The 15,183-nt window shown below is 73.9% G+C and carries 16 protein-coding genes and 1 pseudogene; 10 read left to right on the top strand and 7 right to left on the bottom strand.

Features of this window, described 5'->3' with window-relative positions; translation table 11 throughout:
- The first annotated feature begins 66 nt into the window (after positions 1-66).
- The 5 genes from ACFWV2_RS13455 (at position 67) to ACFWV2_RS13435 (ending at position 4,809) form a co-directional block, all read left to right on the top strand.
- Positions 67-558, top strand: a complete 492-nt coding sequence (locus ACFWV2_RS13455) for a MarR family winged helix-turn-helix transcriptional regulator (protein ID WP_360791605.1) — start codon at positions 67-69, stop codon at positions 556-558.
- A gap of 135 nt (positions 559-693) precedes the next feature.
- On the top strand, positions 694-2,877 hold the full coding sequence (locus ACFWV2_RS13450; protein WP_384405131.1) for an MMPL family transporter: 2,184 nt from the start codon (positions 694-696) through the stop codon (positions 2,875-2,877).
- 104 nt (positions 2,878-2,981) lie between these two features.
- Positions 2,982-3,506, top strand: coding sequence for an ECF RNA polymerase sigma factor SigK (gene sigK, locus ACFWV2_RS13445; RefSeq protein ID WP_384405330.1), 525 nt, complete (start codon positions 2,982-2,984; stop codon positions 3,504-3,506).
- Positions 3,503-4,261, top strand: coding sequence for an anti-sigma factor domain-containing protein (locus ACFWV2_RS13440; RefSeq protein ID WP_384405130.1), 759 nt, complete (start codon positions 3,503-3,505; stop codon positions 4,259-4,261). Before sigK ends, ACFWV2_RS13440 begins: the two co-directional genes overlap by 4 nt.
- Positions 4,262-4,392: 131 nt before the next feature.
- Positions 4,393-4,809 carry a Rieske (2Fe-2S) protein gene (locus ACFWV2_RS13435; RefSeq protein WP_384405129.1) on the top strand — a complete coding sequence of 139 codons (417 nt, stop codon included), beginning with the start codon at positions 4,393-4,395 and terminating at the stop codon, positions 4,807-4,809.
- A 1-nt stretch (position 4,810) separates the two neighbouring features.
- On the opposite strand, the pseudogene ACFWV2_RS13430 reads toward ACFWV2_RS13435, so the two are convergent.
- A pseudogene (locus ACFWV2_RS13430) lies at positions 4,811-5,014 on the bottom strand (cysteine hydrolase); the annotation flags it as partial.
- 169 nt (positions 5,015-5,183) lie between these two features.
- Between ACFWV2_RS13430 and ACFWV2_RS13425 the strand changes: the two are divergent.
- Complete coding sequence (locus tag ACFWV2_RS13425; protein ID WP_384405128.1) at positions 5,184-5,654, top strand: pyridoxamine 5'-phosphate oxidase family protein; 471 nt, start codon at positions 5,184-5,186, stop codon at positions 5,652-5,654.
- A 159-nt stretch (positions 5,655-5,813) separates the two neighbouring features.
- Here ACFWV2_RS13425 and ACFWV2_RS13420 read toward each other — a convergent pair whose 3' ends face one another.
- Complete coding sequence (locus tag ACFWV2_RS13420; RefSeq protein WP_384405127.1) at positions 5,814-6,716, bottom strand: LysR family transcriptional regulator; 903 nt, start codon at positions 6,714-6,716, stop codon at positions 5,814-5,816.
- 73 nt (positions 6,717-6,789) lie between these two features.
- On the opposite strand from ACFWV2_RS13420, the gene ACFWV2_RS13415 reads away from it, so the two are divergent.
- Positions 6,790-7,785: a DMT family transporter gene (locus ACFWV2_RS13415; protein WP_384405126.1), complete on the top strand. Its 996-nt coding sequence runs from the start codon at positions 6,790-6,792 to the stop codon at positions 7,783-7,785.
- A 60-nt stretch (positions 7,786-7,845) separates the two neighbouring features.
- Here ACFWV2_RS13415 and ACFWV2_RS13410 read toward each other — a convergent pair whose 3' ends face one another.
- Positions 7,846-9,180 carry an aminotransferase class I/II-fold pyridoxal phosphate-dependent enzyme gene (locus ACFWV2_RS13410; RefSeq protein WP_384405125.1) on the bottom strand — a complete coding sequence of 445 codons (1,335 nt, stop codon included), beginning with the start codon at positions 9,178-9,180 and terminating at the stop codon, positions 7,846-7,848.
- Positions 9,181-9,215: 35 nt separating this feature from the next.
- On the opposite strand from ACFWV2_RS13410, the gene ACFWV2_RS13405 reads away from it, so the two are divergent.
- Complete coding sequence (locus ACFWV2_RS13405) at positions 9,216-9,887, top strand: pyridoxamine 5'-phosphate oxidase family protein (RefSeq protein WP_384405124.1); 672 nt, start codon at positions 9,216-9,218, stop codon at positions 9,885-9,887.
- A 98-nt stretch (positions 9,888-9,985) separates the two neighbouring features.
- Here the strand turns inward: ACFWV2_RS13405 and ACFWV2_RS13400 are convergent, their stop codons facing one another.
- The 3 genes from ACFWV2_RS13400 to ACFWV2_RS13390 form a co-directional block, all read right to left on the bottom strand.
- The gene (locus ACFWV2_RS13400) at positions 9,986-10,960 is read right to left on the bottom strand and encodes a DMT family transporter (RefSeq protein WP_384405123.1); all 975 of its coding nucleotides are present in this window, start codon (positions 10,958-10,960) and stop codon (positions 9,986-9,988) included.
- A gap of 175 nt (positions 10,961-11,135) precedes the next feature.
- Positions 11,136-12,149: a DMT family transporter gene (locus tag ACFWV2_RS13395; protein ID WP_384405122.1), complete on the bottom strand. Its 1,014-nt coding sequence runs from the start codon at positions 12,147-12,149 to the stop codon at positions 11,136-11,138.
- A gap of 95 nt (positions 12,150-12,244) precedes the next feature.
- Complete coding sequence (locus tag ACFWV2_RS13390; protein ID WP_384405121.1) at positions 12,245-12,796, bottom strand: Clp protease N-terminal domain-containing protein; 552 nt, start codon at positions 12,794-12,796, stop codon at positions 12,245-12,247.
- A 240-nt stretch (positions 12,797-13,036) separates the two neighbouring features.
- Between ACFWV2_RS13390 and ACFWV2_RS13385 the strand changes: the two genes are divergently transcribed.
- Positions 13,037-13,261 (top strand): hypothetical protein, encoded by a 225-nt coding sequence (locus ACFWV2_RS13385; RefSeq protein ID WP_384405120.1) that lies wholly within the window; start codon positions 13,037-13,039, stop codon positions 13,259-13,261.
- Positions 13,262-13,481: 220 nt separating this feature from the next.
- On the opposite strand, the gene ACFWV2_RS13380 is transcribed toward ACFWV2_RS13385, so the two are convergent.
- Complete coding sequence (locus ACFWV2_RS13380; protein ID WP_384405119.1) at positions 13,482-14,111, bottom strand: PadR family transcriptional regulator; 630 nt, start codon at positions 14,109-14,111, stop codon at positions 13,482-13,484.
- A 201-nt stretch (positions 14,112-14,312) separates the two neighbouring features.
- Between ACFWV2_RS13380 and ACFWV2_RS13375 the strand changes: the two genes are divergently transcribed.
- A complete protein-coding gene (locus ACFWV2_RS13375; RefSeq protein ID WP_384405118.1) occupies positions 14,313-15,122 on the top strand; it encodes a PhzF family phenazine biosynthesis protein in 810 nt (269 codons plus the stop codon).
- Positions 15,123-15,183 lie beyond the last annotated feature (61 nt).

Below are 15,183 nucleotides of genomic sequence, written 5' to 3'. Positions count from 1 at the left end.
CCTGGTGATCCTTCCCCGTCCGCGGCTCGGGCGGATGCGTGGGAGCGATGTCTATAGGCTGAACGCGTGGCCCGCAACGAAGACCGAGACGCTCCCTCCGCCCCCGCAGGCCCCACGGGTGACCTGCAGAGCTTCGCCGTCGCGCTGCGGCGGACCCAGGGCGAGATCAACCGTCTGGTGCACGGGTTCGCGCAGGCGCAGGGGCTGCATCCCACGGACGTGCAGGCGCTGGCCGTCGTCCTGGACAGCCCCGAACCCCTGACGCCGGGGCGGCTGCGCGAGCACCTCGGGCTCACGTCGGGCGCGGTCACGGCGTGCCTCGACCGCCTCGAGAAGGCGGGGCACATCCGCAGGACCCGGGAGAGCGCGGACCGCCGTGTCGTCCATGTGCGGTACGAGGACGGGGCGAGGGCGGCGGCCAGGCGGTACTTCCTGCCGCTCGCGGAGGCGGCGGAGCGGGCGCGGGAGCAGTTCGACCCGGCCGAGCTCTCGGTGGCGCTGCGCTTCCTGAACACGCTGAACGAGGAGCTCGGGGCGCTGCACGTACCGCGCCGTTGAGGTGTCGTCCGCCCGACGCGCATCCGTCCTGCGGGCTGTGACCGAAGGGGTCGTCGAGAGTCGAGACACACACATGATAGAAACTCTCTCAATCATTGAGATAGTTAATGATCGAGATACAGTACGGAGCCCCCGATGCCGCCCAGCGCCCTCCGCAGGACCCGCCTCCTGCTCCCCCTGACGCTCCTCATCGCCTGGCTCGCGGTGGGCGGCGGGCTCGGCCCGTTCGCCGGGCGCCTCGGCGAGGTCGCCACCAACGACCAGGCGGCCTTCCTGCCGCGCAGCGCCGAGTCCACCCGCGTCGTCGAGGAGCAGAAGGCCTTCCGTCGGTCCGAGAGCGTGCCCGCGATCGTGGTGTGGACCGCGCGGGACGGCGGGCCGCTCGCCGCCGACGCGACCGCCACCGCGACCCGGGCGCTCGCCTCGCTCACCGGCGGTGAGGGCATCGCGGGCCCGCCCTCCCCCGCACTGCCGTCCGAGGACGGCGAGGCACTGCGCTCCGTGGTCGCCCTGAAGCCGGACCTCGGGGACGCTCTGCCGACCACGCTCGACACGATCCGGAAGGCGGCGGCCTCGGTCCCCGGGACGACCGTCCTCATCGCGGGCCCGGCCGCCACCCAGGCCGATCTCTCCGGAGCCTTCTCCGGGATCGACGGCCTGCTGCTCGGCGTCGCTCTCATCGCGGTGCTGCTGATCCTGCTGGTCGTCTATCGCAGCGTCCTGCTCCCCCTGATGATCATCCTGGGGGCGGTCTTCGCCCTCGGTCTCGCCTGCGCCATCGTGTACGTGCTCGCCGACGCCGGCGTCCTGAGGGTGGACGGCCAGGTGCAGGGCATCCTGTCCATCCTGGTGATAGGCGCCGCCACCGACTACGCGCTGCTCCTGGCCGCCCGCTACCGTGAGGAGCTCACGGTGCCGGGCGCGGACCGCTTCGCCGCGATGAACCGGGCCCTGCGCCGCTCCTTCGAACCGATCGTCGCCAGTGCCGCGACCGTCGCCCTCGGTCTGCTCGCCCTGTTCGTGAGCGACCTGTCCAACAACCGGGCGCTCGGCCCCGTGGGCGCGATCGGCATCGTCTGTTCGGTCCTCAGTGCCCTGACCTTCCTGCCGGCGGCCCTGGTCCTCACGGGCCGCGCCGCGTACTGGCCGGCCCGCCCGAAGACGGCCCCCCGGCGCGCCGGTACGGACGCCGATCCCGGCACCGAGACCGACGCCGGCACCAGCACCGGCGGCCACGCCGTCTGGCAGCGGATCGCCTCCCTCGTCGACCGCGCCCCCCGCAAGGTCTGGGCGGTCACCCTGGCCGGCCTCCTTGCCTGCGCCGCGTTCGCTCCCGCCCTGAACTCCCGGGGCGTGCCCTTCGACGAGATCTTCGTCAACGACGTGCCCTCCGTCGCCGCGCAGGAGACCCTCGGCCGCCACTTCCCCGGTGGCGCCGGCAACCCCGCGGTGATCATCACCGACGCGGGGGCGGCGGCGAAGGTCGTCGCCGCCGCGGAGGACGTCGACGGCGTCGACTCGGCCTTCGCGGTGGACGCCTCGGGCCGCCCCGCGCCCGGCGCGCCCCTCGTGGTCGACGGCAAGGTCCGTGTCGACGCCACCCTCACGGACGCCGCCGACAGCGACGCGGCACGGGAGACGCTCGCCCGGCTCCGTACCGCCGTCCACGCCGTGCCGGAGGCGAACGCCCTGGTCGGCGGCTCCACCGCCCAGCAGTACGACACCCAGCGCACGGCCGCCCGGGACCGGACGCTCATCGTGCCGGTGGTCCTGGCGATCATCTTGGTGATCCTGGTGGCGCTGCTGCGCTCGCTGGTGCTGCCGTTGCTCCTCGTCGCCACCGTGGCCCTCAACTTCGCCGCCACGCTCGGCGTCTCGGCCCTCGTGTTCGAGCACGTCTTCGGCTTCACCGGCACGGACTCCTCCGTCCCGCTGTACGGCTTCGTCTTCCTCGTCGCGCTCGGCGTCGACTACAACATCTTCCTGATGTCCCGGGTCCGTGAGGAGTCCCTGCGCCACGGGGTGCGGGAGGGCGTCCGCATCGGTCTGACCGCCACCGGTGGCGTGATCACCTCGGCGGGCGTGGTGCTCGCCGCGACCTTCGCGGCGCTCGGTGTGATCCCGCTGGCCTTCCTCGTCCAGATCGCGTTCATCGTGGCCTTCGGCGTCCTCCTGGACACCCTGGTCGTCCGCTCGCTGCTCGTTCCGGCGCTCGTCCGGGACCTCGGCCCGGCGGCGTGGTGGCCCGGTGCCCTGAGCCGGCTCCCCCAGGATCGGGGTCGTACGGACCAATCCGTCGGCGCAGCCGCTCCGAAGTAGGGGCGCATCCCAGGACACGCAGGAGGGCCCAGCCGGTGAGAGAGCACGCGCGCGTGGACGGAGGTCCGGCCCCGGACCCGGGCGGCGACGGCCTGCCAGAACTGATGGGCCAGGTCGCCCGGGGGGACCAGGAGGCCTTCTCGGCCGTCTTCGACCGGGTCTCAGGACCCGTACTCGGCGTGGTCCGCTCGGTGGTGCGGGACCCCGCGCAGTCCGAGGAGGTGACCCAGGAGGTGATGGTCGACCTCTGGCGGTCCGCCGCGCGCTACCGGCCGGATCGCGGCTCCGTCCTGAACTGGGCGCTCACCCTCGCCCACCGCCGTGCGGTGGACCGGGTGCGTTCCGAGCAGGCCTCGACGGACCGCGCCCGGCGGGTCGCGCTCCTGGAGCACACCCCCGCGTACGACGAGGTGACCGAGGAGGTGGAGAACCGTCTCGACCGCGAGCGGGTACGGCGCTGTCTCCGCGGCCTCACGGAACGCCAGCGGCAGTCCGTCACGCTCGCGTACTACCGCGGACTGACCTACCGCGAGGTCGCCGAGCTCCTCTCGTTGCCGCTCGGCACCGTGAAGACACGGATGCGCGACGGTCTCATCCGGCTGCGCGACTGCCTGGGGGTGACGGCATGACCGGCGGTGACCTGCACACGCTGACCGGCGCGTACGTGCTGGACGCGCTGGACACGGACGAGGAGCGCGAGGCGGTCGAGCGGCACCTCGCCCACTGCTCCGCCTGCGCCCACGAGGTCCGGGAACTGTCGGAGACGGCCGCACGCCTCGGCCTGGCCGTCGCCGAACCGGTCGGCCCGGCGCTGCGCGCCGAGGTGCTGCGCCGGATCGCGGGCGTCCGCCAACTGCCGCCGGTGACCGTGCCGTCCGGCCGTACGCACGCGCGTGGCCGCGGCCTGCGCCGACTGCCCCGGTGGGCCCTCGCCGCCTCCGTCGCCGCGGTGGTGGCGCTCGCCGGTGTCGCGGGCGTGCAGTACCAGCGGGCCGAGGAGGCCGGGGAGCGGGCGGCCCGCGCCGAGGCGAGCGCCTCGGCCGTCGCGGCGGTGCTCGCGGCGCCCGACGCCCGGGTCTCCACCGCGCGCCTCGCGGACGGCGCCGTGGGGACGCTCGTCCACGCCCGGTCTCTGGACCGGGCGGTGTTCGCCGCCGCGGGGATGCCGGCGCCGCCGGCCGGCAAGGTCTACCAGCTCTGGTACGACGACGCCGGGACGATGCGGTCGGCCGGCCTCATGGCCTCCGGTACGACGTCCTCGACCACCCTCCTGGAGGGTCCGGCGAACAGGTCCGGCGGCATCGGCATCACCGTGGAACCCGAGGGCGGCTCGCCCCGCCCGACCTCGGCGCCGGTCGCCACGATGGCCATGCCGAAGGCCTGAGTCACCGTCCGGACGGAATCGTGACGCAAGCGAAGTCCCATCCTGTGCACGGGACACAGCTCACAGCCGTACCTTCGGATGTCGACACACCAGGGCACCGGGGAAGAGCACCGGGAGAAGAGGGAGAGCACATGAGCGGAGTGGCACGACGGACGGTGGTCGCGGCGGCGGGCAGCGCGGGCCTGGCGGCGGCGCTGGCCGCCTGCGGGGGCGGCACGGACGACAAGAACACGCCTTCGGAGGCCGCGGAAGGCACCGGGGGCGCCGCCCTCGCGCGGACCGGGGACATCCCGGTGGGCGGCGGAAAGATCATCGCCGGCAAGGGTCTGGTGATCACCCAGCCGAAGGCCGGTGAGTTCAAGGCCTTCTCCTCCAAGTGCACCCACGCGGGCTGCGCGGTGACCAGCGTCAAGGACGGGGTCATCGTCTGCCCGTGCCACCAGAGTCATTTCGACATGTCGGACGGCAGTGTGAAGTCCGGCCCGGCGCCCGCGCCCCTGCCGCCGGAGCCGATCCAGGTGGTGGGCGACGAGATCAGCTTCGGCTGACGGCGGCCCGGAACAGCCGGGCGTCGCCCCGCCCGTCGGGGCGCCGCTCGGCGACGGCGTGGATCACCTGGGCGTCCGCCTCGTGCGCGGCGGCCACGGACCGGGCGACGTTCGGCGGGGTGCCCGACACGCGGGCGACGGCGGCGAGTCCGGGCCGTGCGCTGCCCGTGCCCTCGACTCCCTGCCGGCACTCGACGGTGAGCAGCCCGGCCCCGCCGTCCGGCCGAGTCCGCTCCCCGAGCCGTTCCTTGGGTCCATGCGCCCGACCGTGAACCTGGCCCCGGACCTTCCCCGTGGTCCCGCCCCCTTGTACCGGCGCGGCTGGGCCCTCATGCTTCCTGACGTCTCATCAGGAACACAGAAGGGTGCGGACGATGCCCGCCACACAGCGCCGTGGACGCCGGATCATGATGACCCCGGCCGAGCTCGACTCCTTCCTCACCGAGCAGCGCACCTGCCGGGTCGCGACCGTCTCCGCCGACGGCCGCCCGCATGTGAGCGCGCTCTGGTTCGCCTGGGACGGCTCGTCGCTGTGGCTGTACTCGCTGACGCGCAGCCGCCGCTGGGCCGAGCTGCGCGCCGACCCGAGGGTCGCCGTCGTGGTGGACGACGGCGAGGAGTACGGCGAACTGCGCGGGGTCGAACTGTCGGGCACGGTCACCTTCGTCGGTGAGGCCCCGCGTACCGGTGAGCCGTGGCCCGAACTCGACGTGCCCGAGCAGCTGTTCGCCGCCAAGAACTTCGGCCTGGACACGATGCCGCACGACGGCCGGCACGCCTGGATGCGTCTGACACCGGACGCCGTCGCCTCCTGGGACTTCCGCAAACTCACCACGACGCCCTGACGGCCGCCTCGGCCGAGGGACACCACACGGGTACGGACCTCAGCTCGCCGACGGCGCGACGACCGCCCGCCCGACGGGGCACGCGCGGTACGGACCTCGGCCGGCCGGCGGCGCGACCGCTCCCCGTCACCGTCCGTCGAGGTACGCCCGGACCGGGCCTCAGCTCGCCAACGGCTCGGCCGCCGCCCGCAACGCCGTGACGACCGCGCGCACGGAGGGCCGGCGGCCCGCGTCGGCGCGCCAGGTGGCGTAGATGTGGCGCCGTACCGGCTGGCGCACGGGCACGAACACGACCCCGTCGGGCACCGGGCGGCCGAGCCGGGGCGTCACGCACACCCCGAGCCCGGCCGCGACGAGCGCCAGCTGCGTGTGGTGCTCCCCCGCGAGGTGTCCGATGCGCGGTTCGATGCCCTGGGAACGCAGGGTGAACATCAGCCAGTCGTGGCAGAACTCGCCCTCCGGCCAGGACACCCACTCCTCGTCGGCGAAGTCGACCAGGTCCACCGCCTCCTGCCCTGCCAGCCGGTGCCCGGCGGGCAGGGCCACATCGGCCGTGTCGTCGAGGAGGTGGGCCCGCTCGAGCCCGCCGGGCACCGGCGCGCGCTTGTTGCTCCACTCCAGGACGAGCGCCAGGTCCGCGTCGCCGCGCAGGACCGCGCGCACGCCCTGTTCGGGCTCCAGCTCCGTCGTCCGCACGCGAAGTTCGGGGTGCCCGTCGCGCAGGGCGGCGAGCGCGGCCGGGAAGAGCCCCCGGGCCGCCGTCGGGAAGGCGGCGGCCCGTACCTCGCCCACCACCTGCCCGCGCTGGGCCTCGATGTCGGCCTGGGCCAGCTGGACCTGGGAGAGGATCCGGGCCGCGTGCTCGGCGAGCAAGAGCCCGGCGTCGGTCAGCCGGACGCCCCGGCCGTTCTTGGCGAGCAGCCGCTGACCCACCTCCCGCTCCAGCTTGGAGAGCTGCTGGGAGACGGCGGACGTGGTGACGTGCAGCCCGTCGGCCGCGCCGCTGACCGAACCGTGCCGGGCGACGGCGTCGAGGGTGCGGAGGCGCTCCAGGTTCAACATGTAAGCAATCCTAAGGGGAGGGGTCGAGTAAATCTCGCTTGTCCTACGAGATCGCGGCCTTCACCCTGAGTGCATGAGCCCCGCAGCCCCGCCCTCCTCGCCCCTCGTCCTCAGTTCACCTCCCGGCTCACGCCTGCTCGACTGGCGCGTCCGCTTCGGCGTACTGGCCTTGATCTGGGGCTTCAGTTTCCTGCTCATCAAGGTCGGCACGGAGGGCTTCGCGCCGTTCCAGGTCACCTTCGGGCGCCTCCTGTTCGGTACGGCGGTGCTCGCGGTGGCCCTGGTGGTGAAGCGCGACCGGTTGCCGCGCGGCGCCCGCGTCTGGGGTCATCTGACGGTGGCGGCCTTCCTCCTCAACGCGCTGCCGTTCTCCCTCTTCGCGTACGCGGAGCTGACGATCCCGTCGACCCTGGCCGGCATCTGTAACGCGACGACTCCGCTGTGGGGCATGCTGCTCTCCCTCGTCGCGCTCTCCGAGGACCGCCCGACCCGGGTCCGCGCCGCAGGCCTCGGCATCGGCTTCGTGGGGGTGCTCACGGTCCTCGGCGCCTGGCAGGGCTTCTCCGGCCTCGACGTGACGGGCACCTCGCTGGCCCTCCTGGCGTCCTTCAGCTACGCGGTCGGCTGGATCTACGTCCGCAGGACACTCACCGGCACCGGCGCGTCGAACCTCTCCCTCGCCGGTTCCCAGGTGGGGCTCGCCACGCTGCAACTCGCCGTCGTGACACCGCTGTTCACCTCGATGCCGGAGTCGGTGGAACTCGTCCCGCTGCTCGCCGTGATCGCACTCGGCGCGCTCGGCACGGGGTACGCGATGCTGCTCCAGTACAACGTGGTCGCGGAGGTGGGCCCGACGACGGCCGCGATGGTCACGTACTTCATCCCGGTCATCGCGACGGCGGCGGGCGTGGCCGTGCTGAACGAGCAGCTCGCCTGGAACACCCCGGTCGGCGCCCTGGTCGTCGTGGCGGGCGCGGCCCTCACCCAGACCCGCACCCGCCATCGCCGCCCGACACCCCCGCCGGCCGCGACCCCCCTCGACGCCCGCCAACCAGCGGCCCGCCCCTGACCCCAGAAGCCCCGCGGCCGGCCGTACCCGGGCGGGACCCCCCCGCCCCCACCCCCCTGCTCACCCGTACGCCCGTGCCACCCGCACCCCCGCCGCCCCCGCCACCACATCCGCCAGACCCTCCAGCTCCCCCACCGCCAGCCCTGACACCGTCACCCGCACAGCCGCCCCCGCCTCCATCCGGAACCGCGCCCCCGGCGCAACCGCCCACCCCGCCGCGAGCAGCCGCGCCACCGCGCCCGTCTCGTCGGCGACCGGGACCCACACGTTCATGCCGCCGCGCCCGTGCGCCTCCACCCCCCGTCGCGCCAGCGCCCGCACGAGCCCGTCACGCCGCTTCCCGTAGGAGCGTGCGACGACCGCGGGATCCACCGCTTCCGTGGCCCAGAGGTACGCGACCGTCCCCTGGAGCAGGCGGCTGACCCAGCCGGGGCCGAGGCGCTGCCGCCCCAGGACCCGGTCGACGGTCTCGGCGTCGCCGGTGAAGGCGGCGATCCGCAGGTCGGGCCCGTACGCCTTGGCGACGGAGCGGACCAGCACCCAGGGGCGGTCGCCCCCGGCGAGCGGGTGGAGCGGCTGCGCGACGATGCCGTGCCCGTGGTCGTCCTCGACGAGCAGGACACCCGGGTGCCCGGCGAGCACCCGCCGCAGTTCCCGCGCCCGCTCCGCCGTGACGCACGCCCCGGTGGGGTTCTGCGCCCGGTCGGTCACGATCACCGCCCGCGCCCCGTCGCGCCGGATCGCCCGCTCGACCTCCTCCGGCAGCGGCCCCTCGTCATCCACGGCCATCGGCACGGGACGCAGCCCGAGCGCGGGCACCAGGTCGAGGAGGCTGCCCCAGCCCGGGTCCTCGACGGCGACCGCGTCACCGGGCCTGAGGTGGACGGCGAGCACGCGCTCGACGGCGTCGAGGGAGCCAGAGGCGACGCCGACAGGGCCGTCCGGCACCCCGTCCGCGTCGAAGGCGGCGCGCGCGAGCCGCCCGAACTCCTCGTCGACGGGGGTCTCTCCGTACATGCCGGGCCGCACGGCGTACCGCCGGGCGACCTCGGCGAAGGCCTCACCGAGAGGGGGCAGCAGAGCGGGGTCGGGGTTGCCGTTGCTCACGTCGCGGACACCCTCGGGTGCCTCGACACGGATCGAGCCGCGCGCGGTCGTGGCGGGGCGCGGACGCACCCGACTGCCTCGACGCCCGTCGGTCTCGATCACGCCGCGCTCCCGCAGGGTGCGGTAGGCGGCGGCGACGGTGTTCGGGTTCACCCCGAGCGTGAGGGCCAACTCACGCATGGGCGGCAGGTGTTGACCTGGCTGCAAGTTCCCGGCACCGACCCCTCTCTCCACACTGGCGGCGATGTCCGAGGCGCGACGACCTTCGATCCGATATTCTCCTAGCACAAACATCAGTATGCACTAGTGCAAAGGAGTAGGCAATGAGCACCACCGCCGATACGTATCCGCCCACCGACCGGACCGTGCCCACGCGTTCCCGCGAGCGCGCCTCGTACGACAAGGCGCTGGTCCACTCGATACTCGACGAGGCGTACGTCTGCCATCTCGGCTTCGTCCGCGACGGCGCGCCGGTCGTTCTCCCGACGCTCTTCGCCCGCGTCGGGGACCGCCTCTACGTGCACGGATCCACCGGATCGCGTCCGCTGCGCGCCACCGGTGACGGCGTGGCCGCCCCCGGCCTGCCCGTCTGTCTGACCGTGACCCACGTCGACGGCCTCGTGCTCGCCCGCTCCGCCTTCCACCACTCCCTCAACTACCGGTCCGTCGTGGTCCACGGCACCGCGCACCAGGTCACCGACCCCGGGGAACTCCGCACGGCGCTCGACGCGCTCGTGGACCACGTCGTCCCGGGCCGCTCCGCGGACTCGCGCCCCGCGAACGCCAAGGAGCTCGCCGCCACGGCCGTGATCCGGCTCGACCTTGACGAGGTCTCGGCGAAGGTGCGCACCGGCGGCCCCAACGACGACCCCGAGGACCTCGCCCTCCCCCACTGGTCCGGCGTCGTCCCGGTGCGCGGCGGCTACGGCCCGCCGGTCCCGGCCGACGACCTCGACCCGGCCGTCGCCCTGCCGGACTACCTGGCCGCGCTCTGACACCTGCGGAGGGCGGAAGGCACCATAGGGCAATCCGCAGACGGAGGACCGGGCGGACGGGACGACCGCCCGACCAGCCCGCCCCTCCCCCGATACGCCTACACGACCACCGGCCGGCCCGCCGCCCGACTGCGTTCCGCCGCCGCCGTCCGCGCCTCGGCGCAGGCGAGCCCCGTGACGGCTGCGAGCAGCAGCAGCGTGCCGCACAGGATCGCGGCGGTCAGCCGCTCGCCGAGCAGCGAGACGGCGATCACGGCCGCGCTCACCGGCTCCAGGAGCATGATCACGGAGACGGTGGCGGCCCGGACGACCGCAGCGCCCGCGAAGTACAGCGCGTACGCGAGCGCGGTCGGCACAGCCGCCACGTACACGAGGAGCAGAAGGACGCTCACGGGCGCGTCGGTGTGCGGTACGAGCCCTTCCGCGAGCGCGGCGGGCAGCAGCCCGACCGCGCCGATCGCGAACGCCCAGGTGGTGGTGGCCAGGGCGTCCGTGCGGCCGCCGCCCCGGCCGAGCCGGCGGGTGAGCAGGGTGATCGCCGCGTATCCGGCCGCCGAGACGACCGCGAGGACGACACCGAACGGCCGTACCTCCGCGGCCCCGCCGCCCAGGACGAGGACGACGAGCCCGGCGAGGGCACCGGTGACGGCGGCGATGCCGCCGCGACCGAGGCGTTCGCCCATGGTGAGCCGGGCGCCGACCGCGATGAGCACGGGACCGGCGCCCAGGGTGACGACGGTGGCGACGGTGAGGCCGGTGGACTGGACGGCGGCGAAGTAGGCGCTCTGGAAGACGGTGAGGCCGATGCCCGTACCGAGGATGCGGGCCGTCCGCCGGCCGCGCGGCTCCCCGGCCGTCCGGGAGGTCTCGCGCCGGGGCCGCAGGGCAAGCGCGCCGAGCAGCAGGACGAGGCCGCCGACGCAGCGCCAGAAGGAGAGGGCCAGCGGGCCCATGTCGCTGATGCGGAAGATCAGCGAGGCGGCGGCGCCGGCCGTGCCCCAGGCGATTCCGGCGACGATCAGATAGAGCAGGCTCCGCCCGACGGACAGGGCGGATTCCGAGGAGTTCGACACGTGACTTCTCCGTGGAAGACAGGAGGGAAAGGTGGTCGCTGGGCTCCGCGCGCGGGCAGCGACGAACCGCTCGGGGGCGAGGAGCCGCCCGGCCGAGCCCGGTCTTCGTCGAGGAGGGTCGCCGCGCGCCTAGAGGGCGGGAGGCGGAAGGACGGTCGAAGGCATGATCGGCACCTTACGGGGCCGTCCGCCCGGCGGACAACTCCGCATCCCGGCCCCCGGTTCCGGCCTCAGCCGCTCCGGCCTCCGTCGCCGAGCCCGTCACAGGTCCGGGGGCGGCCGCCCTGGGCGTCGAGGACTGGGCGATGAACGCACCGACGAGGACCACGGCGCCGCCGATGAGCTGCGGGGCGTCGAGGTGCTCGCCGAGCAGCACCCAGGCGAGGACCGTGGCGACGACGGCCTCCAGGCAGGCGACGACACCCGCCACCTGCGGGGAGAGCCGGCGCACCGAGATGACCCCGGTGACGTACGCGAGCACGGTGGCGATCAGCACGATCCAGCCGAGCAGCAGCCACGCGGGCACGGCACTGCCGTCCATGTCGGCGCTGCCGCCCAGAAGCGCCCAGTCCATGCCCCACGGGCGGGCCACGACGGTGAGGACGAGCGCGCCGATGAGCAGCCCGTACGCGATGACGCCGAGCGGGTCGGCCTGCCCGTCCTCGTCGGCGCCCTGGTCGGAGAGGACGAAGTAGCCGACCTGGCAGCAGGCCGCGGCGAGCGCCAGGAGCAGACCCAAGAGATCGAAGGTGAGCCCGGACCAGACCTGGACGACGCAGGCGAGACCGCTGACGGCGAGGACGACGCCGAGGGCGGCGGCGCGGGTGACGGGCCGCCGCTGGACGAAGCGGACCCAGCCGAGGACGAGCGCCGGGGCGAGGTACTCGACGAGGAGGGCGACGCCGACGGGGATGCGGGAGATCGAGGCGAAGTAGAAGGCCTGGACCCCGGCGACGGCGAGCAGGCCGAAGCCCAGGAGGAGCGCGGGTCTGCGGCGCAGCAGGTCGCGGTGGCGCCAGGCCACCGGGAGCATGACGAGCGCGGCGCCGGCGACCCGGAGCCACACCACGTGCAGCGGGTCGAGCCCCGCCTCGATGAGCGGCTTGGCCGCCACTCCTGAACCGCCGAATGCGAAGGCCGAGGCCAGGGCGAGTCCCAGGCCGGCGCTTCTCCCCTGAGACGCGTGCATCGGGCCATGATGACAGGGCGCCGTCAGGCGCGTAACCCCCGTCGCACCTGTTGAGACGGCCCACGCTCACGCAGGCGCGCGGCAGGTACGCCCGCTCAGCACCCTCCGATCCGAGCGGCCAGCGCGTCCGGATCGACCCCCGCCCGGCGCAGCACCTCGACGGCCCGGCTCCCGGGGTCGGCGGCGACGACGGCCAGGAGGTCCACGCCGCGCGCCTGCGCGTCGCCCCGCTCCGCCGCCCGCCGGAAGGCCCCCTCCAGAGCGGCGGCGGCCGCCGGTGACCAACCGGAGGCCCGGGGATCCGGCGACTCCGTTCCGGCTACGGCGGGCAGCTTGCGCCCGGCGCCGGAGTTCTCCGTCGAGCGCTGCCAGCGCAGGCCGTAACCGATGGACCGCTGGACGAGATAGCCGAGGACCCGGGCGAGCTGAGGACCGCCACCCTCGAACGCCGCACCGGCCTCGGGGTCGGACTCCAGGAGGGAGTGCAGGAGGTGCGCCGTGTCGACCTGCCGGTCCCCGTCCCTGAGGGCTCTGCGCCGGGCGCCCGCGACGACCGTCATGAAGGACGGCGTCAGCAGGGTCGTGAGCTCCGTGCGTGGGGCGACGGGCTGCCGGAGCGGCTGGGGAAGCGGGACGGGACAGTGCACCCTCCCACCTCATCAGCTCGGGGCGGCCGGGGCATCGCCGGGGAGGAGCATGTCCGCGTCCCACCGGAGTGGGGCACGCGCGCGCGGTTCCTCCTCCTCACGGATGAGATCGCGCGGATTGCTCCCCACCGGGCGCGCACCGCCGGCTCCGTACCCGGCGGATCGCTCCCCGCCGACCGCGCACCGACGGCTCCGTACCCGGGATGCAACCACCGGCCCTTCCCCGCACGTCTTCCTGTCGTGTTCTGGATGGTGGCTCTGCTCGCGCGCGACGGGCGGCAGTACGTCTACCGGGTGTACGCACCCCGGGCGGCGCTGCCCGCCGATCTGTTCTGGGCGGCGTTCCACTGCCACGAGGAGGACGGGGCACCCCGTGCCTCCGACAGTTTCGACGCGGCCGAGATCTGGTGGATCGGCGACGGCGCGGGCCCGACCACGGCAGAACTGAGTGCTCATCGGTATTGAATGCCCGCGGCCAGCCACGCACACCGACCTCCCGGACGGCGCGTTCGCCATCAAGGGCAACGGCCCGACGGGCGTCCTGACCAAGTCCCCGGACAGGCTCTCAGGCGGGGTCATCTGACGCGGATCCGACGAAGGGTCCCGCGGCACGCGCCGCGGGACCCTTCGTCGGATCCGGCCTCAATAGCACCGGCCGGCACTCATCGACTCGCCACCCGTCCCGTCAGTGCTCGTCGGCCAGGATCAGATACAGCTTCTTCCGGGCCTCGTTGATCACACCGACCGCCTTCTGCCGCTGCTCCGGAGTGCCGGTCTTCCAGACCTGCCCGAACGCCTCCATCAGACCGAACCCGGCCTGCCGGACCTCGTTCAGCGCCTCCCAGTCGACGCCGCGCCCGACTTCCTCCCAGGGAGCGTCGGGGCCGTCCTCGGCCTCGGCGCGCCCGGTGTCGGTGAGCGTGAACAGCTTCTTGCCGCCCTCGCTCTCGCTGATGATCAACCCCTCGTCCTCCAGCATCTGGAGGGTCGGGTAGACCGAGCCGGGGCTGGGCTTCCACGCCCCGTCGCTGCGCTCGCCGATCTCCCGGATCATCTCGTAGCCGTGCATCGGGCGGTCCGTCAGGAGCGCCAGGATCGAGGCCCGGACGTCACCGCGCCGCGCCCTCCCCCGGCCGCCGCCGCCGCGCCCGCGACCACCACCGAAGGGCCCTCCGCCGAAGGGTCCCCCGCCGAAGCCCGGCCCGAAGGGACCGAACGCCGCACGCCGTCCCTCGAAGTCGCCGCGAGGCCCGGGGCCACAGCCTCCACGGCCGGCTCCGTGTCCGTTTCCGTACTCGTGTCCATGTGAACGCATCGCAACGCTCCTTTCATCGGGATGACATCGTTGAACTGTCGCGATGCTTCAACGATATATCGGAAGCGTTCGTCGAGCAAGCATCCCGACTGTCCTGCCATCCCCGCAGGTCCGCGGCCCCACGCCGGGAGCCACCGACCGGTCCAGTTCTCCGCGATTGGACTTGGCTCCCCGAGATCCGTCCTCGATACGGTCGGCGACATGCGGATCCGAATCGTCGACGCCTTCACCGACCAGCCCTTCTCCGGCAATCCGGCCGGAGTCCTGCTCCTCGACTCCTTCCCCGACGACACCTGGCTCCAGCGGGTCGCCGCGGAGGTCAACCTCTCCGAGACGGCCTTCGCCCACCCGCTGCCCGCCGGCGGCGAGGCCGACTGGGCCCTGCGCTGGTTCACCCCCACCACCGAGGTCGACATGTGCGGGCACGCCACGCTGGCCACGGCCCACGTCCTGCACTCCACGGGGAGGATGAGGGGCCCCGTGCGTTTCGCGGCCCGCTGCGGGGTCCTCGGGGCCGCCCCCGAGTCCGACGGCACCATCACGATGGACTTCCCGACCTCCTCCCTCACCCCCCTCCCCGTACCCCACGGCCTGGAGAAGGCGCTCGGCGCCGAGATCCTCACCGTCCACGACACGGCCGACCACATCGGCGACCTCGTCGTGGAGCTGCGCGACGAGGCCGCCGTGCGCGGGCTCGCGCCGGACTTCGGCGCCCTGAGGGACCTCTCCACGCGGGGCGTCATCGCGACCGCCGCCGCCGAACACCCCGACCGCGGCTACGACTTCGTCTCCCGCGGCTTCTTCCCCGCCGTCGGCATCGACGAGGACCCGGTGACCGGCAGCGCCCACACCGCCCTCGCCCCCTATTGGTCGGCCCGGTTCGGCCGCGACGACCTCGTCGGCCTCCAGGGCGGCTCCCGCACCGGGATCGTCCGCACCCGCCTGCGCGGCGAGCGCACCCTGCTGAACGGCCACGCGGTCACGGTCATCGAGGGCGACCTGCACGCCTGAACCGGCCCGGCACCGGCACTCACCGCCGACTGCCCCCACCCGCACCCGCACAGGCGAAGGG

The sequence above is a fragment of the Streptomyces sp. NPDC058671 genome (genome assembly GCF_042716475.1).
GTDB lineage: Bacteria > Actinomycetota > Actinomycetes > Streptomycetales > Streptomycetaceae > Streptomyces.
This window is presented reverse-complemented; position numbering and strand designations above follow the sequence as displayed.

Bases quoted from the DNA above. Each gene is read 5' to 3' on its own strand.
- ACFWV2_RS13450 (WP_384405131.1), top strand. From the start codon at position 694: ATGCCGCCCAGCGCCCTCCGCAGGACCCGCCTCCTGCTCCCCCTGACG.
- sigK (WP_384405330.1), top strand. From the start codon at position 2,982: ATGGGCCAGGTCGCCCGGGGGGACCAGGAGGCCTTCTCGGCCGTCTTC.
- ACFWV2_RS13440 (WP_384405130.1), top strand. From the start codon at position 3,503: ATGACCGGCGGTGACCTGCACACGCTGACCGGCGCGTACGTGCTGGAC.
- ACFWV2_RS13435 (WP_384405129.1), top strand. From the start codon at position 4,393: ATGAGCGGAGTGGCACGACGGACGGTGGTCGCGGCGGCGGGCAGCGCG.
- ACFWV2_RS13425 (WP_384405128.1), top strand. From the start codon at position 5,184: ATGCCCGCCACACAGCGCCGTGGACGCCGGATCATGATGACCCCGGCC.
- ACFWV2_RS13420 (WP_384405127.1), bottom strand. From the start codon at position 6,716: ATGTTGAACCTGGAGCGCCTCCGCACCCTCGACGCCGTCGCCCGGCAC.
- ACFWV2_RS13415 (WP_384405126.1), top strand. From the start codon at position 6,790: ATGAGCCCCGCAGCCCCGCCCTCCTCGCCCCTCGTCCTCAGTTCACCT.
- ACFWV2_RS13405 (WP_384405124.1), top strand. From the start codon at position 9,216: ATGAGCACCACCGCCGATACGTATCCGCCCACCGACCGGACCGTGCCC.
- ACFWV2_RS13395 (WP_384405122.1), bottom strand. From the start codon at position 12,149: ATGCACGCGTCTCAGGGGAGAAGCGCCGGCCTGGGACTCGCCCTGGCC.
- ACFWV2_RS13380 (WP_384405119.1), bottom strand. From the start codon at position 14,111: ATGCGTTCACATGGACACGAGTACGGAAACGGACACGGAGCCGGCCGT.
- ACFWV2_RS13375 (WP_384405118.1), top strand. From the start codon at position 14,313: ATGCGGATCCGAATCGTCGACGCCTTCACCGACCAGCCCTTCTCCGGC.